The sequence below is a fragment of the Streptomyces toxytricini genome (genome assembly GCF_014649915.1).
Classification (GTDB): domain Bacteria; phylum Actinomycetota; class Actinomycetes; order Streptomycetales; family Streptomycetaceae; genus Streptomyces; species Streptomyces toxytricini.
In genome coordinates this window covers 70,652-93,519 of the sequence record NZ_BMTY01000007.1, presented here as the reverse complement: position 1 = coordinate 93,519, position 22,868 = coordinate 70,652, and the positions used below count along the sequence as shown (strand labels likewise).

The window sequence follows — 22,868 nt, the reverse complement described above, 5'->3', positions numbered from 1 at the left end:
CCGCAGCCTGACAGGGCACATCAGCGCAGGCAAGGACGGAGTCTCATGTCAGCAAGGAACTGGGCCCTCGGGCTCGCGATCGGAGCCGTCGTGGCCGCGGGGACGCCCGCCGCGGCCCTGGGCGCCGACACCAGCGGGGAACGGCCCGCCGCCGCCGCGGCGCGGGCCCCGCTGCCCGGCGGCCTCGGCCCGTGCGTCCCCGGGGACTGCCCCAGCCCCTTCCCGCCGATCGGCAGCAACGGCATCCCGGCGGGCCGCGACAACGCCGTCAACATCTTCGCGGGCGGGGACTTCCGCGTGCGCGGCACGGCCTCCGAGGCCGAGGGCCGCCTCGTCGTCCTGGGCGACTTCGACCAGGACAAGCAGGCGGGCGGGGACCAGCGGTACAACGTCGGCGTCGTCGGCGCCGGCTCACTGGTACCGCCGCCCGCGGGAGCGGACTTCCTCACCACCGGCCGGGACGTCGCCGTCGCGGACGGCGAGCGCCTCCTCGCCGACACCGGAGTGGTCCGCCACGGCGGCACCCTGACCGGCACCGTGACCGGCACCCTCGTCGCCGACCCCGACGCCGCCGCCCCCTACGCCGGCCTGCGCGACCGCCTGACCGCCGCCAGCCAGTGCTACGCCCGGGCCGACGGACAGCCCCGGCCCGCCACCGGCACGGCCGTCAACAGCGGCTTCGAGACCCTCTTCACCGGGGACGGCACCTCGCCCCTCCAGGTGTTCAACGTCGACGCCGACCTCGTCAACGCCGGCGCCATGAACGGCCAGCAGGGCATCCGCTTCGCCCGCATCCCCGCGGACGCCACCATCCTCGTCAACGTCCTCGGCACCACCCGCACCATCAACACCTTCAGCGGCGGGATCGCGGACACCGACCCCCTCAACGCCTACCGCGAACGGCTCCTGTGGAACTTCCCGGACGCCACCACGGTCAACCTGAACGGCACCGGACAGTTCCAGGGCAGCGTCCTGATCGGCAACCAGGCCTCCGAGGCCACCGTCACCCTCCCCGGCATGAACGGCCGCTTCTTCACCACCGGCTCCGTCACCCACGGCAGCACCACCCTCCCCGGCAGCGGCCAGGAGTTCCACGCCTACCCCTTCACCGGCGACCTCCCCGCCTGCGGCCCCGGCCCCGAGCCGGTCACCGGTGCGGTGTCCGTCTTCAAGCGCGACGGGAACGGGGCCGCACTGCCCGGGGCCCGCTTCGAGCTGTGGCGGGAGACGAACGGGCAGGACGGGGCCCAGTTCACCGGAGCCGATCCGGACACCCGCGTCGCGGAGTGCACCACCGCCGCGGACGGCCGCTGCTCCCGCGAGGTCGAGCCCGGCACCTACTACTGGCGGGAGACCGCCGCCCCCGACGGCTACGAGCTCCCCGCCGACCCCGTCTTCCCGCTGACTCTGACCGCCGAGGACGCCGAAGCGGGCGCGGGCGTCACGGTCGACAACACGAGGCTGCCGCAGCCCGTCACCGGGCGGGTCGCCGTCCGCAAGGTGGACGCCGCGGGCGGCGCCCCGCTGGCCGGCGCCGTCTTCGAGCTGTGGCGCGAGACCAACGGGACGGCGGGCCTCCAGACCCTCGGCATCAACCCCGACCGGCGCGTCGGCGCGGAGTGCACCACCGGCGCGGACGGCCGCTGCTCCCGCGAGGTCGAGCCCGGCACCTACTACTGGCGGGAGACCGCAGCCCCGGACGGGTACGAGCTGCCCGCCCAGCCCGTCGCAGTCCTCGTCCTGACGGCGCAGAACGCACCGGCCGGGGTGACGGTGACGCTCCCCAACACCCGGCGCGTCGAGGACGGCGGCGCCGTCCAGGTGCTGAAGCGCGACAAGACGACGCAGCTCCCGCTGCGCGGGGCGGCGTTCGACCTCTGGAAGGAGGCCAACGGCATCGAGGGCCTCCAGACCGGCGGAACCGGCCCGGACCTCCGCATCGGGTCGGGCTGCACCACCGACACTGCGGGCCGCTGCGCGTTCCGGCAGCTGGAGCCGGGCTCGTACTACCTGGTGGAGACCGCCGTGCCCCCGGGCTACGTGCTCCCGCGGAACCCCGTCACCGGCCCGCTCGTCCTGGACGCGAACAGCCCGGGCGCCACGGTCGCGGTGACGGTCGACAACCGCCGCGAGGGCGCGTGCGAGTGCAAGGACAAGGAGCACGGCAAGGACAAGAAGGACAAGGACAAGGGCAAGAAGAAGGACAAGGACAAGGGCAAGAAGGAGAAGGAGAAGGCGGAGAAGCCGCACTCCTGACCCGGCGTCCCCGCAAGGGCCCCCGCGCGCTGCCGAGCCGCGCGGGGGTCCTCCGCTGCCCGCTTGCGGGTCTTGGGACGGAACGGTGACATGACCGTTTCTCTTCGTGATGTCTCCGTGTGTTTTCCTGTGGGCATGCGCGCGAGCGTCCGCGCGCGGGGGACATGGGGAGAAGAGAAGAGTGAAGCTGCAGCCGATTCGCGGCCGTGCCCGCCGCACCGGTCTGCCGGCCCTCCTGCTGGGAGCGGCGCTGCTGTTCACGAGCGCGTGCAGCAACGGCGGCGACGCCGGCGGCGCAGGCGCCGGCAGCGCAGGCGCGGGGGGCGCGGCCAAGACGGGGACGGAGGCCTCCAAGGCCGTCGTGACCGTCAAGCCGGACGACGGGTCCAAGGAAGTGGCCACCAGCGGCGTCCTGAAGATAACCGCCACCGGCGGCAAGCTCACCACGGTGACCGTCGCCGACACCAAGGGCAACCAGGTCGAGGGCAAGATATCGGCGGACGGCGCCGGCTGGGAGCCGGCGCGGCACCTGGCCTCGGCCACCGAGTACAAGGTGCACGCGGTCGCCAAGGACGAGGCGGGCCGCGAGTCCGCCAAGGACACCACCTTCACCACCCTCACCCCGAAGAACACCTTCGTCGGCCACTACACGCCGGAGGACGGGCAGACCGTCGGCGTCGGCATGCCGGTGTCGTTCAACTTCACCCGAGGCATCACCAACACCGAGGCGGTCGAGAAGGCCATCACGGTGACGGCCGAGCCGTCCGTCCCGATCGAGGGCCACTGGTTCGGCAACGACCGCCTCGACTTCCGCCCGGAGAAGTACTGGGCCGCCGGCACCAAGGTCACGGTGAAGATCGCCCTGGACGGCGTCGAGGGCCGGCCGGGCGTCTACGGCAAGCAGACCCGCACGGTCAGCTTCACCATCGGCCGCTCGCAGGTCTCCACGGTCGACGCGAGCGAGCACACGATGCAGGTCGTCCGCGACGGCCAGGTCATCAAGAACCTGCCCATCACGGCGGGCGCCCCGTCGACGACCACGTACAACGGCCAGATGGTCATCAGCGAGAAGTACAAGGTGACCCGGATGAACGGCGCGACCGTCGGGTTCGGCGGCGAGTACGACATCTCCGACGTCCCGCACGCGATGCGGCTTTCGACCTCGGGCACCTTCGTCCACGGCAACTACTGGGCGTCGGCGAGCACGTTCGGCTCGCAGAACGTCAGCCACGGCTGCATCGGCCTGAAGGACGTCCGCGGCGCCTACGACGGCAACCAGCCCGCCGCCTGGTTCTTCAACGAGTCGCTCATCGGCGACGTCGTCATCGTGAAGAACTCCAAGGACAAGCAGATCGCCCCGGACAACGGCCTCAACGGCTGGAACATGGACTGGGCGGAGTGGATCAAGTAACTCCTCCCGGAGCCCGCTGACGGCGGCCCGGTGCTGTGACCCACGGCACCGGGCCGTTTCGTGTTAACCGGCGCTAACCTTCCCCGTATGACCATCTCTCTCGAAGTCTCCGAAGGCGTCGGCACCATCCGCCTGGACCGGCCGCCCATGAACGCCCTGGACATCGCCACCCAGGACCGGCTGCGCGAGCTGGCGGCCGAGGCCACCGACCGGGCCGACGTCCGGGCCGTCATCCTCTACGGCGGCGAGAAGGTGTTCGCGGCCGGTGCGGACATCAAGGAGATGCAGACGATGGACCACGCGGCGATGGTCGCCCGGTCCCGTGCGCTCCAGGACGCCTTTACCGCGGTGGCGCGGATTCCCAAGCCGGTCGTGGCGGCCGTCACCGGTTACGCGCTGGGCGGCGGCTGCGAGTTGGCGCTCTGCGCGGACTACCGCATCGCCGCCGACAACGCCAAGCTCGGCCAGCCCGAGATCCTGCTCGGCCTCATCCCCGGCGCGGGCGGCACCCAGCGCCTCGCCCGCCTGGTCGGCCCGTCGAAGGCCAAGGACCTGATCTTCACCGGCCGGATGGTCAAGGCGGACGAGGCGCTCGCCCTCGGCCTCGTCGACCGCGTGGTGCCCGCGGCGGAGGTGTACGAGCAGGCGCACGCCTGGGCGGCCAAGCTGGCACAGGGCCCGGCCATCGCGCTGCGCGCGGCGAAGGAGTGCGTCGACGCGGGCCTGGAGGCGGACATCGACACGGGTCTGACCATCGAACGCAACTGGTTCGCGGGCCTGTTCGCGACCGAGGACCGGGAGCGCGGCATGCGCAGCTTCGTCGAGGAGGGCCCCGGCAAGGCGAAGTTCCTCTGATCAGGCGGGAATTCGCCGGTCCTCCCTGGGGGTGGATTAGCCCGGCCTTAAGGCAGCCTTAAGCAGGCCGGGCGATCGGCCGCGGGTGATCATCGCAGTGCGGTGCGTCACCGCAGTTCAGCGCCACCGGGCGGGCTTCCGGTTGCCCGGCGCATATGACGGGGCACCCCTGCGCGGCATCCCGCTGCGGGGGGTGTTTTCCCGCGGAACGACCCGGGCGGGCCCGCGGGCCGTCCATGATGGGTGCATGGCGGGCCTGGAGGGTGTGGAGCAGCCGCGGCCGCAGGGCGGCACCGCGGCCGTGCGGCCGACGGCGGCACTGGAGGACGAGCAGGGCCTCGGTGCGGTGGAGGAATACGGCAATCCGGCCGAGGCGGAGGTGACACTGCCGTCCATGCCGGTCTCGGCCGGCACCGCCCGCCGGCTCGCCCAGTACGTGGTGATCCGCTTCTGGGGCTTCTCCCCGCAGGTCGCGGAGCACACCGTGCTGCTGGTGTCCGAGCTCGTCGGCAATGCGGTGCGCCACACGGGCGCCCGGTCGTTCGGCTTACGGATGGTGCGGCGGCGCGGCTGGATCCGGGTGGAGGTGCGCGACCCTTCGCGCGGGCTGCCCTGCCTGATGCCGGTGCACGAGCTGGACACCACGGGGCGGGGGCTCTTCCTCGTCGACAAGCTGTCCGACCGCTGGGGCGCGGACCTGCTGCCCCGCGGCAAGATCACCTGGTTCGAGATGCGTGTGGCGGACCGCTGAGCGGGCCCCGGAACGCCTGAAGCCCCCGGTCGCCGCGGTGGGGCGTCGTGGGGGCCTCATGGGTGCGCCGAGGATCGAAGGGGGTGTGATCCTCGGCGTCATGCGACTTCGCTCGGGTCAATGGGGAAGCCGTGATTCCGACTATGGCAGACGGGGGACCGAATGCCAAAAGTCCCAACTTGGACATAAGTGTGCATATCCTAAGACTTTCTCGCTAAATCTTAGGTGAGGTCGGTTACGTGCCTCGCTTTCCATGAATAGATATCCAACCGCTCGCGTGAATCCTTGATCGAGTGGTGAACGTTCCCCCGAATGGACCCTCTCTGGTCGGCGTCCCGAATTGGGTCAATCGTTACTTCTCGCCCCAAGGCGCCCTTAAATGGGCGGGTGCCTCGCTACCCGGACCGCAGGTCCGCCCTCCGCGCCGGTGCGGCGGCCGCCGCCGGAGCCCTCACCACCGCCTGTGGCGCGGGCGGCGGGCACCCCGCCGCCGCACCGGCCTCCCCGGCCCCCGCCGAGCCCGCCCCGGCCCGCCCGGCCCGCCGCCCCGCAGCGGCGCCGCGCCGCTTCGCCGGGCAGCCCGAGGAGATCGCGCACGGCCCGCGCACCCGCCCCGAGGTGGCCCTCACCTTCCACGGCAACGGCGACCCCGCGACCGCCCGCGCCGTACTCGCCGAGGCCGAACGCGCCGGCGCCCGGGTCACCGTCCTCGCCGTCGGCACCTGGCTCGACGCCCACCCCGCAATGGCCGCGCGCATCCTGGACGGCGGCCACGAACTCGGCAACCACACCCAGCGCCACCTCGCCCTGAACGACCTGCCGGAGGCCCAGGCGTACGCCGAGATCACCGGCTGCGCCCAGCGCCTGCGGCGGCTCACCGGCTCCGTCGGCACCTGGTTCCGCCCCTCGCAGACGCAGCACGCCACCCCCCTCGTCCGGACGCTGGCCCGCAGGGCGGGCTACCCGCACGTCCTCTCGTACGACGTGGACTCCCTCGACTTCACCTCGCCCGGCGCGGCGGCCGTCATCCGCAACGTCACCGGGACGATCCGCAGCGGATCGGTGGTGAGCCTGCACTTCGGCTACGCGGACACGGTCGACGCGATGCCGCCCCTCCTCGAAGAACTCGCGCGCCGGAAGCTGCGCGCGGTGACCACCACGGAGCTGCTGACCCCATGACGACCCCCCGTCCCTCCCGTAAGGCCGCCGCGCTCGTGGCCGGTCTGGCCCTCGCCGCCCTGGCCGGCTGCGGATCGGCCGACCGGGGCCCCGCCGAGGCGCTCGGCTCCAAGGCCCCCGCCCGCCAGCCGGCCAAGGCCGTCCCCGCGGCCCCGCCGGGCCTCCCCGGCATGCCGCCGCTCCTCGACCCGGACGACGTCTACGCCGCAGACCGGCCGAACGCGCTGTCCCCGGTGGTCAAGGACTTCCCGTCGCGCGTCTACGTCCCGAACACCAACTCCAACACGGTCTCGGTCATCGACCCGGTGACGTACAAGGTCATCGACACCATCCCGGTGGGGGTCCAGCCGCAGCACGTCGTCCCGTCCTGGGACCTGAAGACCCTCTGGGTCAACAACAACCGCGGGCACACCCTCACCCCGATCAACCCGGCCACCGGCGAGGCCGGCAAGCCGGTCGAGGTGCACGACCCGTACAACCTGTACTTCACGCCGAACGGCAAGTACGCGGTCGTCATGGCCTCCATGGACAAGGAGCTCGTCTTCCGCAACCCGCAGACCATGGACCGGGTCAAGACGGTCCCCGTGACCTGCTTCGGCGTCAACCACGCCGACTTCTCGGCGGACGGCCGCTACTTCATCGTCTCCTGCGAGTTCTCCGGCGAGCTGCTGAAGGTGGACACGGAGAAGATGGAGGTCGTCGCCCAGCAGAAGCTGCCCTTCGAGGGGGCCATGCCGCAGGACGTGAAGGTCTCCCCGGACGGCAAGACCTTCTACGTCGCCGACATGATGGCGCACGGCATGTGGGTGCTCAGCGGGGACCGGTTCGAGACGCCGAAGCTGCTGCCCACCGGGAAGGGCTGCCACGGGCTGTACGTCAGCCGCGACTCCAAGGAGATGTACGTCTCCAACCGCGGCGAGGGCTCCGTGTCCGTCTTCGACTTCACGCAGAACAAGCTCACGAAGAAGTGGCAGCTGCCGGACGGCGGCAGCCCCGACATGGGCGGCGTCAGCGCCGACGGCAAGGTGCTGTGGCTGTCCGGCCGCTACGACGACGAGGTCTACGCGATCGACACGGTGACGGGCAAGCAGCTCGCCCGGGTCCCCGTCGGCGGCGGCCCGCACGGCCTGGCCGTCTACCCCCAGCCGGGCCGCTACTCCCTCGGCCACACCGGCATCTTCCGTTAGGAGCGCGCGGGCGGAGGCGCCCCGGACCGGGGCACCTCCCCCACGGCTCACCAGGCGACCGGGAGCCGCTCCGGCAGGCGCTTGATGAAGCCGGTGCGCCACACCAGGTTCTCCGCGGGCACGGCGAGCCGCAGCCCGGGCATCCGTTCCACGAGCACCTCCAGCGCGATCATCGCGTGCACCCGGCCCAGCGCGGAGGCCGGGCAGAAGTGCCGGCCCGCGCCGAACGCGAGGTGGGCGTTGCGGCCCTCGCGCTCCAGGTCGAGCTCCTCGGGCCGGTCGAAGGCCTCCGGGTCGAAGTTGGCCCCTTCGAGGAGGACGAGGACGAGCTCGCCCTCCTCGACGAGGACGTCGCCGACCCGGACGTCGGCGAGCGCGATGCGCGGCAGGCCGTCGCCGACGGAGAGGTTCCAGCGCAGCAGCTCGTCGACCGCCCGCCCCATGCGCTCGGGGTGCCCGCGCAGCCAGGCGATGAGCTCCGGCCGCCGGAGCAGCGCCAGCACGGCGAGGACGAGGAACGCGGACGTGGACACCGCACCGGCGCCGAAGAGGGACACGGCGACGGTCGCGAACATCTCGTCGGTGAGGTGCGCCGACTCCGGATCGGCCTCCTTCAGCTCCGCGAACCGGCCGAGGAGCCCCGTACGCTCCTCGGCGGGCAGCGCGAACTGCTCCTCCAGACGGCCGGCGAAGTAGCCGACGTCCTTGTACCAGTTGAGGGCGGAGTCGGCGAACGGCTCGCGCGCGGTCATGAACGCGACGTCCAGCCCGGACATCAGGCGCCGCCAGTCGTCGAACGGCACGCCCAGGACCCGGCAGTGCATGGCCGCCGAGAAGGGGTCGGCGAAGGCGGCCCTCAGGTCGGCGGGCGCCCCCTCGGCGGCCATCGCGTCGAGGAGGGCGTGGGCCGTGGCCCGCAGCGCGTCCTGGAGGCCCGCCTGGCGCGGGTTCAGCGACTTCATCACCGCGGTCCGCAGGCCCGCGCTGTTGATGTTGCCCATGTTGTCGACGACCTCGGGCGGGATCGTCAGCGCGTACTGCCGGGGCACGCCCCCGTTCGCCGTGTCCTTCAGGCTGAAGCGGTCGTCCTCCAGCACCTGCTTGGCCAGCGCGTAGCTGCTCACCAGCCAGGCCTCGTCGCCCGTCAGGGTGCGCACCCGGGCGACGGGCGCCTTCTCGCGCAGCCAGGCGCACTCCTCGGGGATGACGTCGCCGCGGCGCGACAGCGGGAAGTCGAGGAGGGGGGCGGCCTGCCGCCGGCCCCGGTCAGGCTGCTCGGCGCTCATCGGCGCTCCCTTCGGTCGGTGCGCGGTCCGCGGCCTCCGGCCGGACGACGGCGTATGCCTGGTTGCGGGCCGCGCGCAGGCCCCCGCCGCGCGCGAAGAGGAGGTCGGTCAGCGGCATCCGCACGTGGTACGCGGCCACCGACGAGGGCACGTCCAGAATGCTCGGGGTGTCCAGGAAGAACGGCAGTTCTGCAGCAAGGTAGTCGAAACAGGCCTGCACCTGGGCGTCCGTCATGGATTCGCCCTCCGGCAGCTTGGGCCCGATGAAATGCAAGGCCATCTCCTCGCATCCCTTGCGAAATTCGCCGTCGGTCTCCAGGAAATGCAGGACGCGCCGGTGCAGGAGTTGGTAAACGGGGTTCGATTGGAAGTCGGACAGCGCACCCACCCGTATCCCCGGGTGTGCCCGCCCGGATTCCTCCACCCCTTTCAGGATGCGCCTGCGGACGGCTTTGATCTCCTTGGAGGCCCGCCTGGCGGCGTGTTCGCGGCTGTATCCGAACTCCGCGAACATGCGGTCCACGTGCAGGTCCGCGTAGACGAAGTCGACCTGCGCGAAACGGGAGGAGGCCCAGCGGGCGAGGCTTCCGATGCGCTCGGAGTTGAAGTAGCTGTTTCCGGGGCTGACCCCGATGAGCACATGGTCGCCGTCCTCCCAGATGTGCCGGCAGGTGCGGGTGAAGGGAAGGACTTCGAATGGTGTGTCGGCTGTGATCGCCACCTGTGATCACCTTTGTTCGCCGCATGTCCCTGGGAGCCCTGCGCTCCTGGTGTGGCGGCAATGCCGGTACGTTATGCGGTGACCCCGGAACGTGACAAGTCCGAGTCCGGTTTCTCGGCCGGAATCACTCATTCCGGGTTACGGGGCGGTAATTGAATTTCTTTCTGCCGGGCGAACGGGACCCGGAGTCCGCGGCCGCCCCGGCTGGCGCTACCCTGAGCCGGTCAATCAGCACCGAGAAGGGGTGGATCCCAAGTGGCGGACATCGAGAGCGCGCGGGCGACGTTCGGCAGGTTCGACGCGGACGGCGACGGCTTCGTGACGGCCGACGAGTTCCGTCAGGCCATGGCCCAGATGGGCGACCCGTTCGTGACGGGCCCGGTCGCGGACGCCGTGATCGCCGCCCGGGACACCGACGCCGACGGCCTCATGAGCTTCGACGAGTTCTGGGCCTCCCTGAACAAGTGAGCCGTGCGCCGTGCCCCCGCCCGCCCGAGCCGGGCAGGCGGGGGCACGGCCGCGTGCGCGCCCGTCAGGACGCGCACGCCCCCTCGGCGGGCCCCGCGGGATCCGGCCCGCCGCCCGGGCGGTCCGCCATGCCGCCGACCTCCTCCAGGGCCTCCTCCAGCCAGCGCAGCCAGAACGTCTCCAGCCCGATGCCGCCGTGCAGCACGAGCCGGCGCAGCCGGTCCTCCTCGGAGTCCCGGCCGGGCGGGAAGTCCCGCTCCTCGATGGCCTCGTAGAGCGCCAGCTGACGGCGGTGCAGCTCCAGGTGCCGCCGCAGCTCGGCCAGGAGGCCGTCCGTGCCGACCACGGCCGCGGCGCGGACGCGCAGCAGCAGCGGGTCGCGGATGGCCTTCGGGTCCTGGCTCCCGCCCACCCAGCGCGCCAGCTCCCCGCTGCCCGCGGGCAGGACCTCGTACTCCTTCTTCTGCCCCCGCGCCGGCCCGTCGCCGGGCAGGGCCCGGATGAGCCCGGCCTCCTCCAGCCGGCCGAGCTCCCGGTAGATCTGCTGGTGCGTCGCCGACCAGAAGTACCCGATCGACCGGTCGAACCGGCGGGTCAGCTCCAGCCCCGACGAGGGCTTCTCCAGCAGGGCGGTGAGGATGGCGTGCGGCAGGGACATGCCGCCATCCTAGGGAGGCGGGAGTGCCGGGCGGCGCGGATCCCGCCGCCCGGCACGCCCCTGACGGGGTGGCTCAGTGCCAGGAGGCCAGCGCCTCAGGCGACTTGGGCCCCGGGGCGCCCGCCGCCAGCAGGCCGCGCGCCCGCAGGAACACCGCCACCGCCGGCGACCAGGCCTGCCGCAGCCCCGCCCCCGCCAGCAGCTCCGGGTCCGACAGCAGCGCCGCCGCCGCACCGAAGCGGATCCCCTCCGGCGTGAGCACCGCCGCGTCGTCCGCCCAGCGCACCGCCAGGTCGACGTCGTGCGTGGCCATCACCACCGTCGTCCCGGCCGCGCGGAGGCCCGCCAGGGCGTCCAGCAGCCGCTCCTGCCCCTCCGGGTCCAGGCCGGCCGTCGGCTCGTCCAGGATCAGCACCCGCGGGGCCATCGCCACCGCCCCTGCGATCGCCGCCCGCTTGCGCTGCCCGTACGACAGCAGGTGCGTCGGCCGGTCACGCAGCGCCGTGATGCCGAGCGCGGACAGCGCCTCCCCGACGCGTTCCCGCACCTCCGCGGCCGGCAGGCCGAGATTCATCGGGCCGAAGGAGACGTCCTGTTCCACGGAGGCCGCGAACAGCTGGTCGTCGGGGTCCTGGACCACCAGCTGGACCGCCTTGCGCAGCCGGGTCAGGCCCGCCCGGTCGTACGCCACCGGCACCCCGTCCAGCAGGAGTTCTCCGGAGGCCGGCCGCAGTCCGCCGCTCAGCAGCCGCATCAGCGTGGTCTTGCCGCTGCCGTTGCGGCCCAGCAGGACCAGCGCCCGGCCCTCGGCGATGGAGAAGTCCACGCCGTCCAGCACGGCCGGGCCGTCCTCGTAGGCGTAGCCCGCTCCGGCCAGTTCCACCAACGGGTTCACGAGTACAGCCCCTCCAGGGTGTGGGTCAGCGCGACCAGGCCCGCGATGAGGGCCGCCGAGGCCGCGAGGAAGCGCCGCGACAGGGCGGCCTCGGGGACGAGCACGCGCAGCGCCCCGTCGTACCCGCGACCGGCGAGGCCCGACTGGAGCCGCGCCGCCCGGTCGAAGGCCCGGACGAACGAGGTCGCGGCGAGCCCGGCCAGCGACCGCCACACCGCCGCCCGGTCCGCGGCCCCCAGCCGGGCCGCCTGGGCCCGCCTGACCTGCGCCAGCGAGTCCAGCAGCAGGAACCCGATGCGGTACATCACGAGCGCGACGTCCACCACGGGCGCCGGCACCCCGGCCCGGACCAGCCGTGGGAGCACGTCCGAGACGGGGGTGGTGAACGCGAACAGCAGGACGCCCAGGGACGCGGCGGACGTGCGGAGCAGCAGTTCGCCCGCGTGCCGCGGCCCGTCCGGGGCGAGCGACACCGGCCCGGCCGGTCCGCCGACCGCGACGAGCAGCGGCAGCGCACCGGTGAAGCAGAAGCCGAGCGGGATCCGGAAGGCCCGCCACAGCTGCCGCCCGGCGACCCCCGCCGGCCCGAGCAGGACGGCGAGGGTCGCCGCGGCGACCAGGGGCCCGCCGGGCCAGGGCGGAAGGCACACGGCGGTGACCGTCAGCCCGAGTCCCAGCAGGGCCTTCTCCAGGGGGTGCCGGCCGCGCCAGCGGCTGCCGTGCGCAGCCACGTCGATCGGCAGCACCGGCTAGTCCTCCGCGCGGGTGTCGCCCGGGGTGCCGGATCCGGCGGCCGCAGCGGCTGCCGCGGCGCCCTGGCGGCGTCCCTTGCGCACCCCGAAGTAGTAGGCGAGGACGCCCGCGCCGAGGGCCGCCTGGAGGGCGAACAGGGCCGACTCGACCTCGCCGGACGGCGGCTCGTACAGCGGGGTGAACCAGGGCTCGTAGTCGGGCTTGAGCTCGGTGATCGCCGCTTCGGCCTGGGCGTCGGCGCCGCTGAACGGCTCCTCCTTGCCCTCGCCCAGGCCCAGGGCGAGGGGGAGCACCGCGAGGGCGGCGACCACGAGCAGCAGCAGGGTGTTGATCTTCGCGTTCCGGCTCATGCCCATCACGCCGCCGCCTTCCGGTCGGAGCGGCCCGCGAGCTTGGCGACGCCCAGCCGGACCAGGTCGGACTTGCTGGACTGCATCAGCAGCCGCATCACCAGCACCGTCAGCAGGCCCTCGCTGACGGCGAGCGGGATCTGGGTGACGGCGAAGATGCCGCCGAACTTCGCGAGGGCGCCGGCGACACCGCTGCCGGGGTCGGGGAAGGCGAGCGCCAGTTGCACGGAGGTGACGCAGTAGGTGACCAGGTCCGCGGAGAAGGCGCCGAAGAACACGGCCACCATCAGCGGGGCGCCGAACCGCCGCAGCAGCAGGTAGACCCCGAAGCCCGCCCACGGCCCGGCGATCGCCATGGAGAAGACGTTGGCGCCGAGGGTGGTCAGGCCGCCGTGCGCGAGCAGCAGCGCCTGGAAGAGCAGGGTGATCGTGCCGAGCACCGCCATGATCGGCGGCCGGAACAGGATCGCCCCGAGCCCGGTCCCCGTCGGGTGCGAGCAACTGCCCGTCACGGAGGGGATCTTCAGGGCGGAAAGGACGAAGGTGAAGGCTCCGGACGCGCCCAGGAGCAGGGTGCTCTCGGGGTTCTCCTTCACCTCGCGGGTGAGTGCGCGGACGCCGTGGACGACGAAGGGAGCGGACGCGGCGCCCCAGGCGGCCGCGTGCAGCGGGGGCAGAAACCCCTCGGCTATGTGCATGTGTAAGGAGACCTCTCCAGCACCTCGTGGATGGACAACGCGCCCCGGCCGGTCTCCTGGCTCACGGGTGCTGCCGCCCTGGCTCCGCCTTCCCGGGCGGTGCGGATCACCCCGCGCCGCCCAGTGGCTTCCCGCAGGAGTGGAGCCGGACTTCCCGTTCACAGTGGCGAGGGCCGCACCGGTCTTCCACCGGTTTCCCGAACACCAAGGCCCGCTGACCCTAATGGCCCGCACGGACCCGGAACAAGCCGGTGTGGGCGAGCGCACGCCCGATCGGGATTCCGCTTTCGGGCCGCCCGGCTCCGTACGCGCTCTCCGGGCGGCGGCAGAGCGGCTGTTTTGCCGCGTGTTCCCGCCCCGATGGCGGCCATGCGGGCTGCCGGACGGGACCCGGCGCGCGGCCCGGCGTGATTCCGCCCCCGTGCTCCCACCGGCGTGCGCCGGAGCCGCGAAACGGGCCCGCCCCCCGAACGGCCGCCGTCCGCTGGCGGGTCCGCGACGGGGCCGCGCAGGGTGGAGCCGTGGCCGCCGAACCCGACACCGCGAACCCGTACGACTACTCCGAACTCACCGCCCTCTTCGTCAACTGCACGCTCAAGCGTTCGCCGGAGACCAGCAACACCGAGGGCCTCATCGACCGCAGCCGCGCCGTCATGGAGTCCGCCGGCGCCCGCACCTCGGTCGTCCGCGCCGTCGACCACGACATCGCCACCGGCGTCTGGCCGGACATGACCGAGCACGGCTGGGAGACGGACCAGTGGCCCGTCCTGTACAGCCGGGTCATGGACGCGGACATCCTCGTGCTGTGCGGGCCCATCTGGCTCGGCGACAACAGCTCCGTCATGAAGCAGGTCGTCGAGCGCCTCTACGCCTGCTCCTCCCTGCTGAACGAGCACGGCCAGTACGCCTACTACGGGCGGGTCGGCGGGGCGCTCGTCACCGGCAACGAGGACGGCGTCAAGCACTGCGCGATGAACATCCTCTACAGCCTCCAGCACCTCGGCTACGCGATCCCGCCGCAGGCCGATGCCGGATGGATCGGCGAGGCCGGGCCCGGTCCCTCCTACCTGGATCCGGGATCGGGCGGCCCCGAGAACGACTTCACCAACCGCAACACCGCCTTCATGTCGTGGAACCTCATGCACCTCGCGGCGCTGCTCAAGCGCTCCGGCGGCATCCCGGCCCACGGCAACCAGCGCTCGCTGTGGGACGCCGGCTGCCGCTTCGACTTCCCCAACCCGGAACACCGCTAGCTGCGGCCCGGCCGGTGCCGGTCAGCCGCAGCACACGCTCCGGTGCGCGATGTCGATCACGAACCGGTCGGGCGAGCGGAGCGTGAACGTCTTGTACGAGGGCCTGCTGTCGAAGGCGGCGCCGAAGGTGACGTACCCCTCGAAGTCGCCGGTCATGGCGAGCCCCTTGAGGGCGGGCAGGTCCGTCCGGACCAGCTTGGGCCCGCGGTAGGTCCCCTCGCCGGAGCGCAGGTGCGCCGCGGCGGGGTGCAGCCGGATCTGCAGGAAGTGCTTCCCTGCGAGCGGGACGGGCGCCCCCGAGCCGTCCTGGTGGAGTGCGGGGACGCGGGTGACGTCCGCGTCGGGCACGTACCCCTTCAGGTCGATGACGATCCGGTCGTACGTGCAGTGCCCGGCCCAGCGGGCGCCCACGACGAGCGGGGTGGCCGGGGCCCGGCCGGCGGGGGCCGCGGCCGTGGAGGCCGGTGCGGCGAGGGCGGTGGCGGCGGTGAGCAGGACTCCGGTGGCCAGAGCCGCGGTCCGCCGGCGGCGGAGGTGTTTCATGGCGTCCCCCCTGTTCTTCGAGAGACGGGGACAGGTTGTCGCTCCTGAAGACACGCCGTGCAGACCCATGGTTGCAGCAAAACATCAAAAAATTGGACAGAAGGGGTGAAGTTGGCGAGGTCCGCCAGTCCGCCCCTTCTGTCCGCGTCCGCCCGGCTCAGCCGGCCGGGGTCAGCACTCGATGACGTTGACGGCGAGGCCGCCGCGCGCCGTCTCCTTGTACTTGATCTTCATGTCGGCGCCGGTCTCCTTCATGGTCTTGATGACCTTGTCGAGGGAGACCTTGTGCGAGCCGTCGCCGCGCATCGCCATCTTCGCCGCCGTGACGGCCTTGACCGCCGCCATGCCGTTGCGCTCGATGCACGGGATCTGCACCAGGCCGCCGACCGGGTCGCAGGTCAGGCCCAGATTGTGCTCCATGCCGATCTCGGCCGCGTTCTCCACCTGCTCCGGGGTGCCGCCCAGGACCTCCGCGAGCGCTCCGGCCGCCATCGAGCAGGCCGAGCCGACCTCGCCCTGGCAGCCGACCTCGGCGCCGGAGATCGAGGCGTTCTCCTTGAACAGCATGCCGATCGCGCCCGCGGCGAGGAGGAAGCGGACCACGCCGTCCTCGTCCGCGCCGGGCACGAAGTTCACGTAGTAGTGCAGGACGGCCGGAAGGACGCCCGCCGCGCCGTTCGTGGGGGCCGTCACGACGCGGCCGCCCGCCGCGTTCTCCTCGTTGACCGCCATCGCGTAGATCGTCGTCCACTCGCTGCGGTGCATCATCGGGTCGCCCTCGGTGCGCAGCTGGCGCGCCGTGGCCGCGGCGCGGCGCTTGACGCGCAGGCCGCCGGGGAGGATGCCCTCGCGGGACATGCCGCGGGCCACGCAGGCCTGCATGACCCGCCAGATCTCCAGGAGGCCCTCGCGGATCTCCTCCTCCGTGCGCCAGGCCTTCTCGTTCTCCAGCATCAGCGAGGAGATCGACAGGCCGGTCTCCTTCGCCAGGCGCAGCATCTCGTCGCCCGAGCGGAAGGGGTACCTCAGCACGGTGTCGTCGAGCTTGATCCGGTCCTCGCCGACCGCGTCCTCGTCGACGACGAAGCCGCCGCCGACCGAGTAGTAGGTCTTCTCCAGCAGCGGGGCGCCGGCGGCGTCGTACGCGAAGAGGGTCATGCCGTTCGCGTGGTACGGCAGGGACCGGCGGCGGTGCAGGATGAGCTGGTTCGGCTCGTCGAAGGCGATCTCGTGGGCGCTCCCTATCTCCGTGCCCAGCAGGCGCAGCCGGCCCGTGCTGCGGATGCGCTCCACCTCGTCGTCGGCGGTCTCGACGTCCACGGTCCGCGGGGAGTGGCCCTCCAGGCCCAGCAGCACCGCCTTGGGCGTGCCGTGGCCGTGGCCGGTCGCGCCGAGCGAGCCGTACAGCTCCGCGCGGACGGAGGCGGTCTGGGCGAGCAGGCCGTCCTTCTTCAGCCGGTTGACGAACATGCGGGCGGCGCGCATCGGGCCGACGGTGTGCGAGCTGGACGGACCGATGCCGATCGAGAAGAGATCGAAGACGGAAATGGCCACGGTGGCGGACTCCCGGGTCACCCCCGCGGTGGCGGGGAACGAACCGCCGAGTCGCTCTCGCAGCGGGGGCGAGGCGGCCGACGGAGGGGGCGGACTTTGCAGGGATTGCAGGGAAAGATCGCCTCGTGGGCGCCCTTGCCCGGTTAATCAGCGTACGTCAGTTCGTGAGGCGGCCGGTGACGCCGGCCTGTACGGCGGCTTGCGGGCCGGTGGCGCGCCGCGCCGCCGGCCCCGGCCATGGAAAAGGCCCGGCCCTGTGGGACACAAGGCCGGGCCCTCCGAGCCGCGGCCTTACAGCGACGGGTACAGCGGGTGCTTCGCGGCGAGCGCCGAGACGCGCGCCTTGAGGGCCTCGCCGTCGTAGGACGGCTTCAGGGCCTCGGCGATGATGTCGGCGACCTCGGTGAAGTCCTCGGCGCCGAAACCGCGGGTGGCCAGGGCCGGCGTGCCGATCCGCAGGCCCGAGGTGACCATCGGGGGCCGCGGGTCGTTCGGGATGGCGTTGCGGTTGACGGTGATGCCGATCTCGTGGAGGCGGTCCTCGGCCTGCTGGCCGTCCAGCTCCGAGTTGCGCAGGTCCACCAGGACCAGGTGCACGTCGGTGCCGCCGGAGAGGACGTCCACGCCGACGGCCTTGACGTCGTCCTGCACGAGGCGCTCGGCGATGATCTTCGCGCCGGCCAGGGTGCGCTCCTGGCGCTCCTTGAACTCGGGCGAGGCCGCCACCTTGAAGGAGACCGCCTTGGCGGCGATCACGTGCTCCAGCGGGCCGCCCTGCTGGCCGGGGAAGACCGCGGAGTTGATCTTCTTGGCGAGCTCCTGCGTCGACAGGATGACACCGCCGCGCGGACCGCCGAGGGTCTTGTGCGTGGTGGTGGTGACGACGTGGGCGTGCGGCACCGGGTTCGGGTGCAGGCCCGCGGCGACCAGGCCCGCGAAGTGCGCCATGTCGACCATCAGGTACGCGCCGACCTCGTCCGCGATGCGGCGGAAGGCGGCGAAGTCCAGCCGGCGCGGGTAGGCGGACCAGCCGGCGACGATCAGCTGCGGCTTGGACTCCTTGGCGAGGCGCTCGACCTCGGCCATGTCGACCTGGCCGTCCTCGCCGACGTGGTACGGGACCACGTTGTAGAGCTTGCCGGAGAAGTTGATCTTCATGCCGTGGGTCAGGTGACCGCCGTGGGCCAGGTTCAGGCCCATGATCGTGTCGCCCGGCTTCAGCAGCGCGAACATCGCGGCGGCGTTCGCCTGCGCACCGGAGTGCGGCTGGACGTTCGCGGCCTCGGCGCCGAAGAGCGCCTTGATCCGGTCGATGGCGATCTGCTCGACGACGTCGACGTGCTCGCAGCCGCCGTAGTAGCGGCGGCCCGGGTAGCCCTCGGCGTACTTGTTGGTCAGGACCGAGCCCTGGGCCTCCATGACGGCGACCGGAGCGAAGTTCTCCGACGCGATCATCTCCAGGGTGGACTGCTGGCGCGCGAGCTCGGCGTCGACGGCGGCGGCGACGTCGGGGTCGAGCTCGTGGAGAGGGGTGTTCAGAACGGACATCATCGGTCCCTGGTTCAGTTGCCGGAAAGGGTGAGCTGCTCGTACTCGGCGGCGGAGAGCAGGTCCTCCGGCTCCTCCGACACGCGCACCTTGAAGAGCCACCCGCCCTCGAAGGGGGCGCTGTTCACGAGCGCCGGGTCGTCCACGACGTCCTGGTTGGCCTCGACGACCTCGCCCGTGACGGGGGAGTACAGGTCGCTGACCGACTTGGTCGACTCCAGCTCGCCGCAGGTCTCGCCCGCGGTCACGGTGTCGCCGACGGCGGGGAGCTGGGCGTAGACGACGTCACCGAGCGCGTTGGCCGCGAACGCGGTGATGCCGACCGTCGCGACGCCGTCCTCGGCGGCCGACAGCCACTCGTGCTCCTTGCTGTAACGCAGCTGCTGGGGGTTGCTCATGGCCTGATTCTCCTGGATGCGGGGGAGTGCGAACGAACGGTTGTCTTGCCTGTCGAGACGGCTCGGCCCGGCAGGCGGGAGCGTGCGGACGTGCCGACGCGTCCGGGGTCTACTTCTGCCGCTTGTAGAAGGGCAGGGCGACGACCTCGTACGGCTCATGGGTACCGCGGATGTCGACGCCGACGCCGGAGGTGCCCGGCTCGGCGTGTGCCGCGTCGACGTACGCCATCGCGATCGGCTTGCCGAGGGTCGGGGACGGGGCGCCGGAGGTGACCTCGCCGACCACCTGGCCGCCGGCCACGACGGGGAAGCCGGCGCGCGGGACCCGGCGGCCCTCGGCGACCAGGCCGACCAGCTTGCGCGGCGGGTTCGACGCGGAGCGCTCGGCGGCGGCCTCCAGGGCGGCGCGGCCCACGAAGTCGCCCTCCTTCTCGAACTTCACGACCCGCCCCAGGCCCGCGTCGAACGGGGTCAGGGAGGTGGTCAGCTCGTGCCCGTACAGCGGCATGCCCGCCTCCAGGCGCAGCGTGTCGCGGCAGGACAGCCCGCACGGCACCAGGCCGCGGCCCTCGCCGGCCTTGCTCAGCGCCTGCCACAGCTCCACGGCGTGCCCGGGGGAGACGAAGAGCTCGAAGCCGTCCTCGCCGGTGTAGCCGGTGCGGGCGATCAGCGCGGGGACGCCCGCGACCGTGCCCGGCAGGCCCGCGTAGTACTTCAGGCCGTCCAGGTCGGCGTCGGTCAGCGACGCCAGGATGGCGGGGGACTCCGGACCCTGCACCGCGATCAGCGCGTACGCGTCGCGGTCGTCGCGGACCTCGGTGTCGAAGCCGCCCGCGCGCTCGGTGAGGGCGTCCAGCACGACCTGGGCGTTCGAGGCGTTGGCGACGACCATGTACTCGGTCTCGCCGAGGCGGTAGACGATCAGGTCGTCGAGGATTCCGCCGTCCTCCCGGCAGATGTGCGTGTAGCGGGCGCGGCCGACCCCGACGGTGGAGATGTTGCCCACCAGGGCGTAGTCGAGGGCCTTGACGGCCTCCGGCCCGGTCAGGGTGATCTCGCCCATGTGGGAGAGGTCGAACAGGCCGGCCTTCGTGCGCACGGCGTTGTGCTCGTCGCGCTCGCTGCCGTACCGCAGGGGCATGTCCCAGCCGGCGAAGTCGGTCATGGTCGCACCGAGCGAGCGGTGCAGCGCATCGAGCGCGGTCAGGCGGGGGGCGTTGCTCATGGGTGTGGCTCCCGGGTCCCAGGGCATGACATGACGAGGACGTTCCTCCCCATCTGTCATCGGAACCTGAGAGGTTCGCCGAGAGTTCCCGGGAGCGGGATCACCGACTTGCACCTTGGGTGGAGCACCCCCCGGCTCCGTCGCGGCGGACGGGCGGGGCGCGGCTCGCTTTTCAGATCTGCCTCATCCACGCGGTACGGGGCCTGAGAGATTCAAGGGAGGTACTTGCTCCTTCGGCGCCCGGACACGGCCTCGCGGCCTGCCGGGACTCTCCCGCGCGGATTCAAGCGGCCGGTATGCAGTTGGTCCAGATGGCGCACATCATTGCACGAGGTGCCGGAGAACGGGTGGGCGGGCCCGAAAGACCGTTTCATCCGCCAAAGCCGGAGGGGACGGGGCCGGGCGGGGCGGCGCGTCCGCCGGGCGGACGCGCCGACGCAAACCCGGGACGCCGTATTACCGTCCCTTTACATTGGGTGGGAATGGGTCCCGGTGACCCGTGCGGGGGAGGCGATCGGTGTGCGGAGATTCGGAGTGCTGGCCACGGCGGGTACGGCGGAGGGGGTGCCGGCCCGGCCGGCGGCGGGAGCGTGCCGCGGGTCCGTGCGCGACCTGCGCGGCACCGGAGGGAGGGGCCCCGAGCGGCTCGGCTTCGCCGAGGGGGACGTCGTCGTCGTCTCGGGCCTGCCAGGCGGCGGGAAGAGCACGCTGATCAAGCGCGCCGCCGAGGGCCGCGGCATCGACTCGCAGGACGTGCGCGAGCGCTGGGAGCGCCGCATGCCCAGGGCCCTGCCGTACGTCGCCTACCGGCCGCTGGTGCGGATCGCCCACTACTGGGGGATGTGGCGGGCCCTGCGCTCCGGAGCCTCCGTCGTCGTCCACGACTGCGGGACGCAGGCCTGGGTGCGCGGACTGCTCGCCGCGGCCGCGCGGCGCCGCGGCCGGGCCCTGCACCTGGTGCTCCTCGTGGCCACCCCGCAGGAGGCCCTGGCCGGGCAGCGGGCGCGCGGCCGCGGCGTGTCGGCGTACGCCTTCTCCCGCCACCGGGCCGCCGTCGACCGCCTGCTCAGGGCCGCGGAAAGCGGCCCGCTGCCCGCCGGCTGTGCCTCGGTGGTCCTGCTGGACCGCCCCGCGGCCGCCCGGCTGTCCCGCATTTCCTTCCGGCCGGCGCCCCCCGCCGCCCGACCGGCCGCCTGACCGCCTGGCCGGTTGCCTGCCCGGCCGCGGGGGCCCGGGCCGCGGGTGTCCCCGCGGGCGGCTACCCTCGGGCGCGGAACACGGCGCGACGAGCGGAGGCGGACATGGGCGGGGACGGCGGCTGGCCGGAGAACGAGTTGGAGCAGGTGCTCGGCGCCGCCCTCGGCGCGCCGGACGCGGGCCCGCGGATCATCGAGGTCCTCGGCCGCAGCTCCGTCTGGGTGCCGCTGCCCGCCGGAGGCGGCCCCGACAGCGCCTCCCTCACGCTGCCCACCATGGACATCGGCGGGGCGGCGTACGTCCCCGTCTACAGCTCCGCCTCGCAGTTCCGCGCCTGCGCGGGCACCGCCATGGACTTCGCGGTCGCGCCCGCCGTCGAGTTCGCCCGCGGCCTGCCCCCGCAACTCGGCATCGCCGTCAACCCGGAGGGCGCCGTCGGCGTCCCCCTGCCCCCGCCCGCCGTCGCCGCCCTCTGCCGCGCCGGCCGCACCGAGCTCGACGGGGCCGCCTCCGGCGCCCGCGTCCGCCTCTACGAGCCCGACTGGCAGGAGGACCCGGTGGACCTCCTGTCCGCGGCCTCGGAGGAGTTCCGCGCCACCGGCGCCGTCGCCGCCGCGTACCGCTGCCTGGCCAGTGTCGAGGGCGGCGCGCCCGAGCTCTACATCGGGGTCCGGCTCACCGGGGCGGATCCGGCCCTGCGGGACCTCCCCCTGGAGGCCCTCGGCCGTGCCCTGGGCCGCGTCCCGGCGCCCTGGCCCGTCCAGTTGGTGCTGCTCGACGCCCCCGAGGCCGCCGGCGACCCGGTCGCCGACCACATCGTTACGCGCGTACGCCCCTTCTACGTCCCCTAGCGCCGCTTAAGCTGGTGACATCTCCTGGCCGCACGAGTGGCCTGGACAGCGGGTCTACGCGGGCGGACGAGGAGGGGTACCGGTGAGTGCGTCAGGCACGGCCGCGGCCGGGCAGGTCGAGCACGTGATGCGCCAAGTGACTCCCGGGCGCTACGAGAGCTACGAGTCACTTCTGCACGCCCTCGCCGAGGGCCGGCTGTGGATGCTGCTCTGGCAGGGCTCCCCGGGCTCCCCGGACGCCCAGTACGGCGGCATGGAGCTGGAGGGCCTCGGCTACGCCCCGTGCGTCACCTCGCCCCAGGAACTGGCCGCCAGCGGCTGGAACCGGGGCTACGAGGTCGTCACCGGCCGGGACATCGCCCGCGCCCTCTACCCCGACCGGTGGGGGCTCTGGCTCAACCCCCACGCCCAGGGCGGCGGCCTCGGCATCCCCTGGGCCGACCTGCGCCGCATCGCCACCGGGCTGGACCGGATGCCGGCCGGCCCGCTGCGGCTGTCCGAGCCGGCGCTGGAGCTCCCCCAGTTCTACGGGCTGCTGACCCAGCACGCGCACCGCACCCCGGCCGTGCGGTCGCTGCGCCGCGCCTGGGTGCAGCCCGCGCTGGGTTCGCCGTACCTCGCGGTCGGCCTCGACCTGTACGACGCGTCCGCGCCCGCGCTGGAGTCCGTACGGGAGATGATGCGCCAGTCCGTGGGGGCGGTGCCCGAGGGCGTTCCGGTCTGCACGGTGGCGCTCGCCGACGAGCACGACCCCGTCGCGATGTGGCTCCGGTCGCAGACGCGCCCGTTCTACGACCGCGAGGGGCAGGCCCCGGCCTACTGAGAACCGGC

General features: G+C 72.8%; 23 protein-coding genes and 2 riboswitches. Of the genes, 11 read left to right on the top strand and 12 right to left on the bottom strand.

Going from position 1 to position 22,868, the window contains the following annotated elements; genetic code table 11:
• Positions 1-45 precede the first annotated feature (45 nt).
• The 6 genes from IE170_RS10775 (at position 46) to IE170_RS10750 (ending at position 7,639) form a co-directional block, all read left to right on the top strand.
• On the top strand, positions 46-2,256 hold the full coding sequence (locus IE170_RS10775) for a choice-of-anchor A family protein (RefSeq protein ID WP_189809106.1): 2,211 nt from the start codon (positions 46-48) through the stop codon (positions 2,254-2,256).
• 187 nt (positions 2,257-2,443) lie between these two features.
• A complete protein-coding gene (locus IE170_RS10770) occupies positions 2,444-3,667 on the top strand; it encodes a L,D-transpeptidase (protein WP_223855885.1) in 1,224 nt (407 codons plus the stop codon).
• Positions 3,668-3,754: 87 nt separating this feature from the next.
• The gene (locus IE170_RS10765) at positions 3,755-4,522 is read left to right on the top strand and encodes an enoyl-CoA hydratase/isomerase family protein (protein WP_189809104.1); all 768 of its coding nucleotides are present in this window, start codon (positions 3,755-3,757) and stop codon (positions 4,520-4,522) included.
• 142 nt (positions 4,523-4,664) lie between these two features.
• On the top strand, positions 4,665-5,273 hold the full coding sequence (locus IE170_RS10760; protein WP_373298973.1) for an ATP-binding protein: 609 nt from the start codon (positions 4,665-4,667) through the stop codon (positions 5,271-5,273).
• A gap of 387 nt (positions 5,274-5,660) precedes the next feature.
• On the top strand, positions 5,661-6,452 hold the full coding sequence (locus IE170_RS10755) for a polysaccharide deacetylase family protein (RefSeq protein WP_229884675.1): 792 nt from the start codon (positions 5,661-5,663) through the stop codon (positions 6,450-6,452).
• Positions 6,449-7,639: a YncE family protein gene (locus IE170_RS10750; protein WP_189809101.1), complete on the top strand. Its 1,191-nt coding sequence runs from the start codon at positions 6,449-6,451 to the stop codon at positions 7,637-7,639. Before IE170_RS10755 ends, IE170_RS10750 begins: the two co-directional genes overlap by 4 nt.
• A 47-nt stretch (positions 7,640-7,686) precedes the next feature.
• On the opposite strand, the gene IE170_RS10745 is transcribed toward IE170_RS10750, so the two are convergent.
• Both IE170_RS10745 and IE170_RS10740 read right to left on the bottom strand, forming a co-directional pair.
• Positions 7,687-8,925 carry a cytochrome P450 gene (locus IE170_RS10745; RefSeq protein ID WP_189809100.1) on the bottom strand — a complete coding sequence of 413 codons (1,239 nt, stop codon included), beginning with the start codon at positions 8,923-8,925 and terminating at the stop codon, positions 7,687-7,689.
• Positions 8,906-9,646: a tRNA-dependent cyclodipeptide synthase gene (locus tag IE170_RS10740; RefSeq protein WP_189809099.1), complete on the bottom strand. Its 741-nt coding sequence runs from the start codon at positions 9,644-9,646 to the stop codon at positions 8,906-8,908. The genes IE170_RS10745 and IE170_RS10740 overlap by 20 nt, the downstream gene beginning before the upstream one ends.
• Before the next feature lie 255 nt (positions 9,647-9,901).
• On the opposite strand from IE170_RS10740, the gene IE170_RS10735 reads away from it, so the two are divergent.
• A complete protein-coding gene (locus tag IE170_RS10735) occupies positions 9,902-10,114 on the top strand; it encodes an EF-hand domain-containing protein (RefSeq protein WP_114054268.1) in 213 nt (70 codons plus the stop codon).
• Between the two features lie 64 nt (positions 10,115-10,178).
• Here IE170_RS10735 and IE170_RS10730 read toward each other — a convergent pair whose 3' ends face one another.
• The 5 genes from IE170_RS10730 to IE170_RS10710 all read right to left on the bottom strand — a co-directional run bounded on the left by IE170_RS10730 (position 10,179) and on the right by IE170_RS10710 (position 13,468).
• On the bottom strand, positions 10,179-10,772 hold the full coding sequence (locus IE170_RS10730) for a PadR family transcriptional regulator (RefSeq protein WP_189809098.1): 594 nt from the start codon (positions 10,770-10,772) through the stop codon (positions 10,179-10,181).
• 73 nt (positions 10,773-10,845) lie between these two features.
• Entirely contained in the window at positions 10,846-11,667 is an 822-nt protein-coding gene (locus IE170_RS10725) for an energy-coupling factor ABC transporter ATP-binding protein (protein ID WP_189809097.1), read from the bottom strand.
• Entirely contained in the window at positions 11,664-12,413 is a 750-nt protein-coding gene (cbiQ, locus tag IE170_RS10720) for a cobalt ECF transporter T component CbiQ (protein ID WP_189809096.1), read from the bottom strand. The genes IE170_RS10725 and cbiQ overlap by 4 nt, the downstream gene beginning before the upstream one ends.
• A 3-nt stretch (positions 12,414-12,416) precedes the next feature.
• Entirely contained in the window at positions 12,417-12,770 is a 354-nt protein-coding gene (locus IE170_RS10715; protein WP_189809255.1) for an energy-coupling factor ABC transporter substrate-binding protein, read from the bottom strand.
• Positions 12,771-12,775: 5 nt separating this feature from the next.
• Positions 12,776-13,468: an energy-coupling factor ABC transporter permease gene (locus IE170_RS10710; protein ID WP_189809095.1), complete on the bottom strand. Its 693-nt coding sequence runs from the start codon at positions 13,466-13,468 to the stop codon at positions 12,776-12,778.
• A 29-nt stretch (positions 13,469-13,497) separates the two neighbouring features.
• Positions 13,498-13,692, bottom strand: a riboswitch (cobalamin riboswitch).
• A gap of 297 nt (positions 13,693-13,989) precedes the next feature.
• Between IE170_RS10710 and IE170_RS10705 the strand changes: the two genes are divergently transcribed.
• Positions 13,990-14,721, top strand: coding sequence for a flavodoxin family protein (locus IE170_RS10705; RefSeq protein ID WP_189809094.1), 732 nt, complete (start codon positions 13,990-13,992; stop codon positions 14,719-14,721).
• 21 nt (positions 14,722-14,742) lie between these two features.
• Here the strand turns inward: IE170_RS10705 and IE170_RS10700 are convergent, their stop codons facing one another.
• From IE170_RS10700 to gcvT, 5 genes are all read right to left on the bottom strand, one after another.
• Positions 14,743-15,264 carry an AMIN-like domain-containing (lipo)protein gene (locus IE170_RS10700; protein ID WP_189809093.1) on the bottom strand — a complete coding sequence of 174 codons (522 nt, stop codon included), beginning with the start codon at positions 15,262-15,264 and terminating at the stop codon, positions 14,743-14,745.
• A gap of 171 nt (positions 15,265-15,435) precedes the next feature.
• Complete coding sequence (locus IE170_RS10695) at positions 15,436-16,818, bottom strand: L-serine ammonia-lyase (RefSeq protein ID WP_189809092.1); 1,383 nt, start codon at positions 16,816-16,818, stop codon at positions 15,436-15,438.
• 291 nt (positions 16,819-17,109) lie between these two features.
• On the bottom strand, positions 17,110-18,366 hold the full coding sequence (gene glyA / locus IE170_RS10690; protein WP_189809091.1) for a serine hydroxymethyltransferase: 1,257 nt from the start codon (positions 18,364-18,366) through the stop codon (positions 17,110-17,112).
• 14 nt (positions 18,367-18,380) lie between these two features.
• On the bottom strand, positions 18,381-18,764 hold the full coding sequence (gene gcvH, locus IE170_RS10685) for a glycine cleavage system protein GcvH (protein WP_189809090.1): 384 nt from the start codon (positions 18,762-18,764) through the stop codon (positions 18,381-18,383).
• Positions 18,765-18,873: 109 nt separating this feature from the next.
• Entirely contained in the window at positions 18,874-19,989 is a 1,116-nt protein-coding gene (gene gcvT, locus IE170_RS10680) for a glycine cleavage system aminomethyltransferase GcvT (RefSeq protein WP_189809089.1), read from the bottom strand.
• A 182-nt stretch (positions 19,990-20,171) separates the two neighbouring features.
• A riboswitch (glycine riboswitch) is annotated at positions 20,172-20,275 on the bottom strand.
• A gap of 227 nt (positions 20,276-20,502) precedes the next feature.
• Here gcvT and IE170_RS10675 point away from each other — a divergent pair.
• From IE170_RS10675 to IE170_RS10665, 3 genes are all read left to right on the top strand, one after another.
• Positions 20,503-21,186, top strand: a complete 684-nt coding sequence (locus IE170_RS10675; RefSeq protein WP_189809254.1) for an AAA family ATPase — start codon at positions 20,503-20,505, stop codon at positions 21,184-21,186.
• A gap of 104 nt (positions 21,187-21,290) precedes the next feature.
• Complete coding sequence (locus IE170_RS10670; RefSeq protein ID WP_189809088.1) at positions 21,291-22,037, top strand: enhanced serine sensitivity protein SseB; 747 nt, start codon at positions 21,291-21,293, stop codon at positions 22,035-22,037.
• 82 nt (positions 22,038-22,119) lie between these two features.
• Positions 22,120-22,860 (top strand): enhanced serine sensitivity protein SseB C-terminal domain-containing protein, encoded by a 741-nt coding sequence (locus IE170_RS10665; protein ID WP_125543002.1) that lies wholly within the window; start codon positions 22,120-22,122, stop codon positions 22,858-22,860.
• Positions 22,861-22,868: the final 8 nt, after the last annotated feature.

What these genes read in the sequence shown, in the direction of transcription:
- IE170_RS10730 (WP_189809098.1), bottom strand. Translation starts at nt 10,772, where the DNA reads ATGTCCCTGCCGCACGCCATCCTCACCGCCCTGCTGGAGAAGCCCTCG.
- IE170_RS10775 (WP_189809106.1), top strand. Translation starts at nt 46, where the DNA reads ATGTCAGCAAGGAACTGGGCCCTCGGGCTCGCGATCGGAGCCGTCGTG.
- IE170_RS10750 (WP_189809101.1), top strand. Translation starts at nt 6,449, where the DNA reads ATGACGACCCCCCGTCCCTCCCGTAAGGCCGCCGCGCTCGTGGCCGGT.
- IE170_RS10700 (WP_189809093.1), bottom strand. Translation starts at nt 15,264, where the DNA reads ATGAAACACCTCCGCCGCCGGCGGACCGCGGCTCTGGCCACCGGAGTC.
- IE170_RS10670 (WP_189809088.1), top strand. Translation starts at nt 21,291, where the DNA reads ATGGGCGGGGACGGCGGCTGGCCGGAGAACGAGTTGGAGCAGGTGCTC.
- IE170_RS10710 (WP_189809095.1), bottom strand. Translation starts at nt 13,468, where the DNA reads ATGCACATAGCCGAGGGGTTTCTGCCCCCGCTGCACGCGGCCGCCTGG.
- IE170_RS10765 (WP_189809104.1), top strand. Translation starts at nt 3,755, where the DNA reads ATGACCATCTCTCTCGAAGTCTCCGAAGGCGTCGGCACCATCCGCCTG.
- gcvH (WP_189809090.1), bottom strand. Translation starts at nt 18,764, where the DNA reads ATGAGCAACCCCCAGCAGCTGCGTTACAGCAAGGAGCACGAGTGGCTG.
- glyA (WP_189809091.1), bottom strand. Translation starts at nt 18,366, where the DNA reads ATGTCCGTTCTGAACACCCCTCTCCACGAGCTCGACCCCGACGTCGCC.
- IE170_RS10715 (WP_189809255.1), bottom strand. Translation starts at nt 12,770, where the DNA reads ATGAGCCGGAACGCGAAGATCAACACCCTGCTGCTGCTCGTGGTCGCC.
- IE170_RS10745 (WP_189809100.1), bottom strand. Translation starts at nt 8,925, where the DNA reads ATGAGCGCCGAGCAGCCTGACCGGGGCCGGCGGCAGGCCGCCCCCCTC.
- gcvT (WP_189809089.1), bottom strand. Translation starts at nt 19,989, where the DNA reads ATGAGCAACGCCCCCCGCCTGACCGCGCTCGATGCGCTGCACCGCTCG.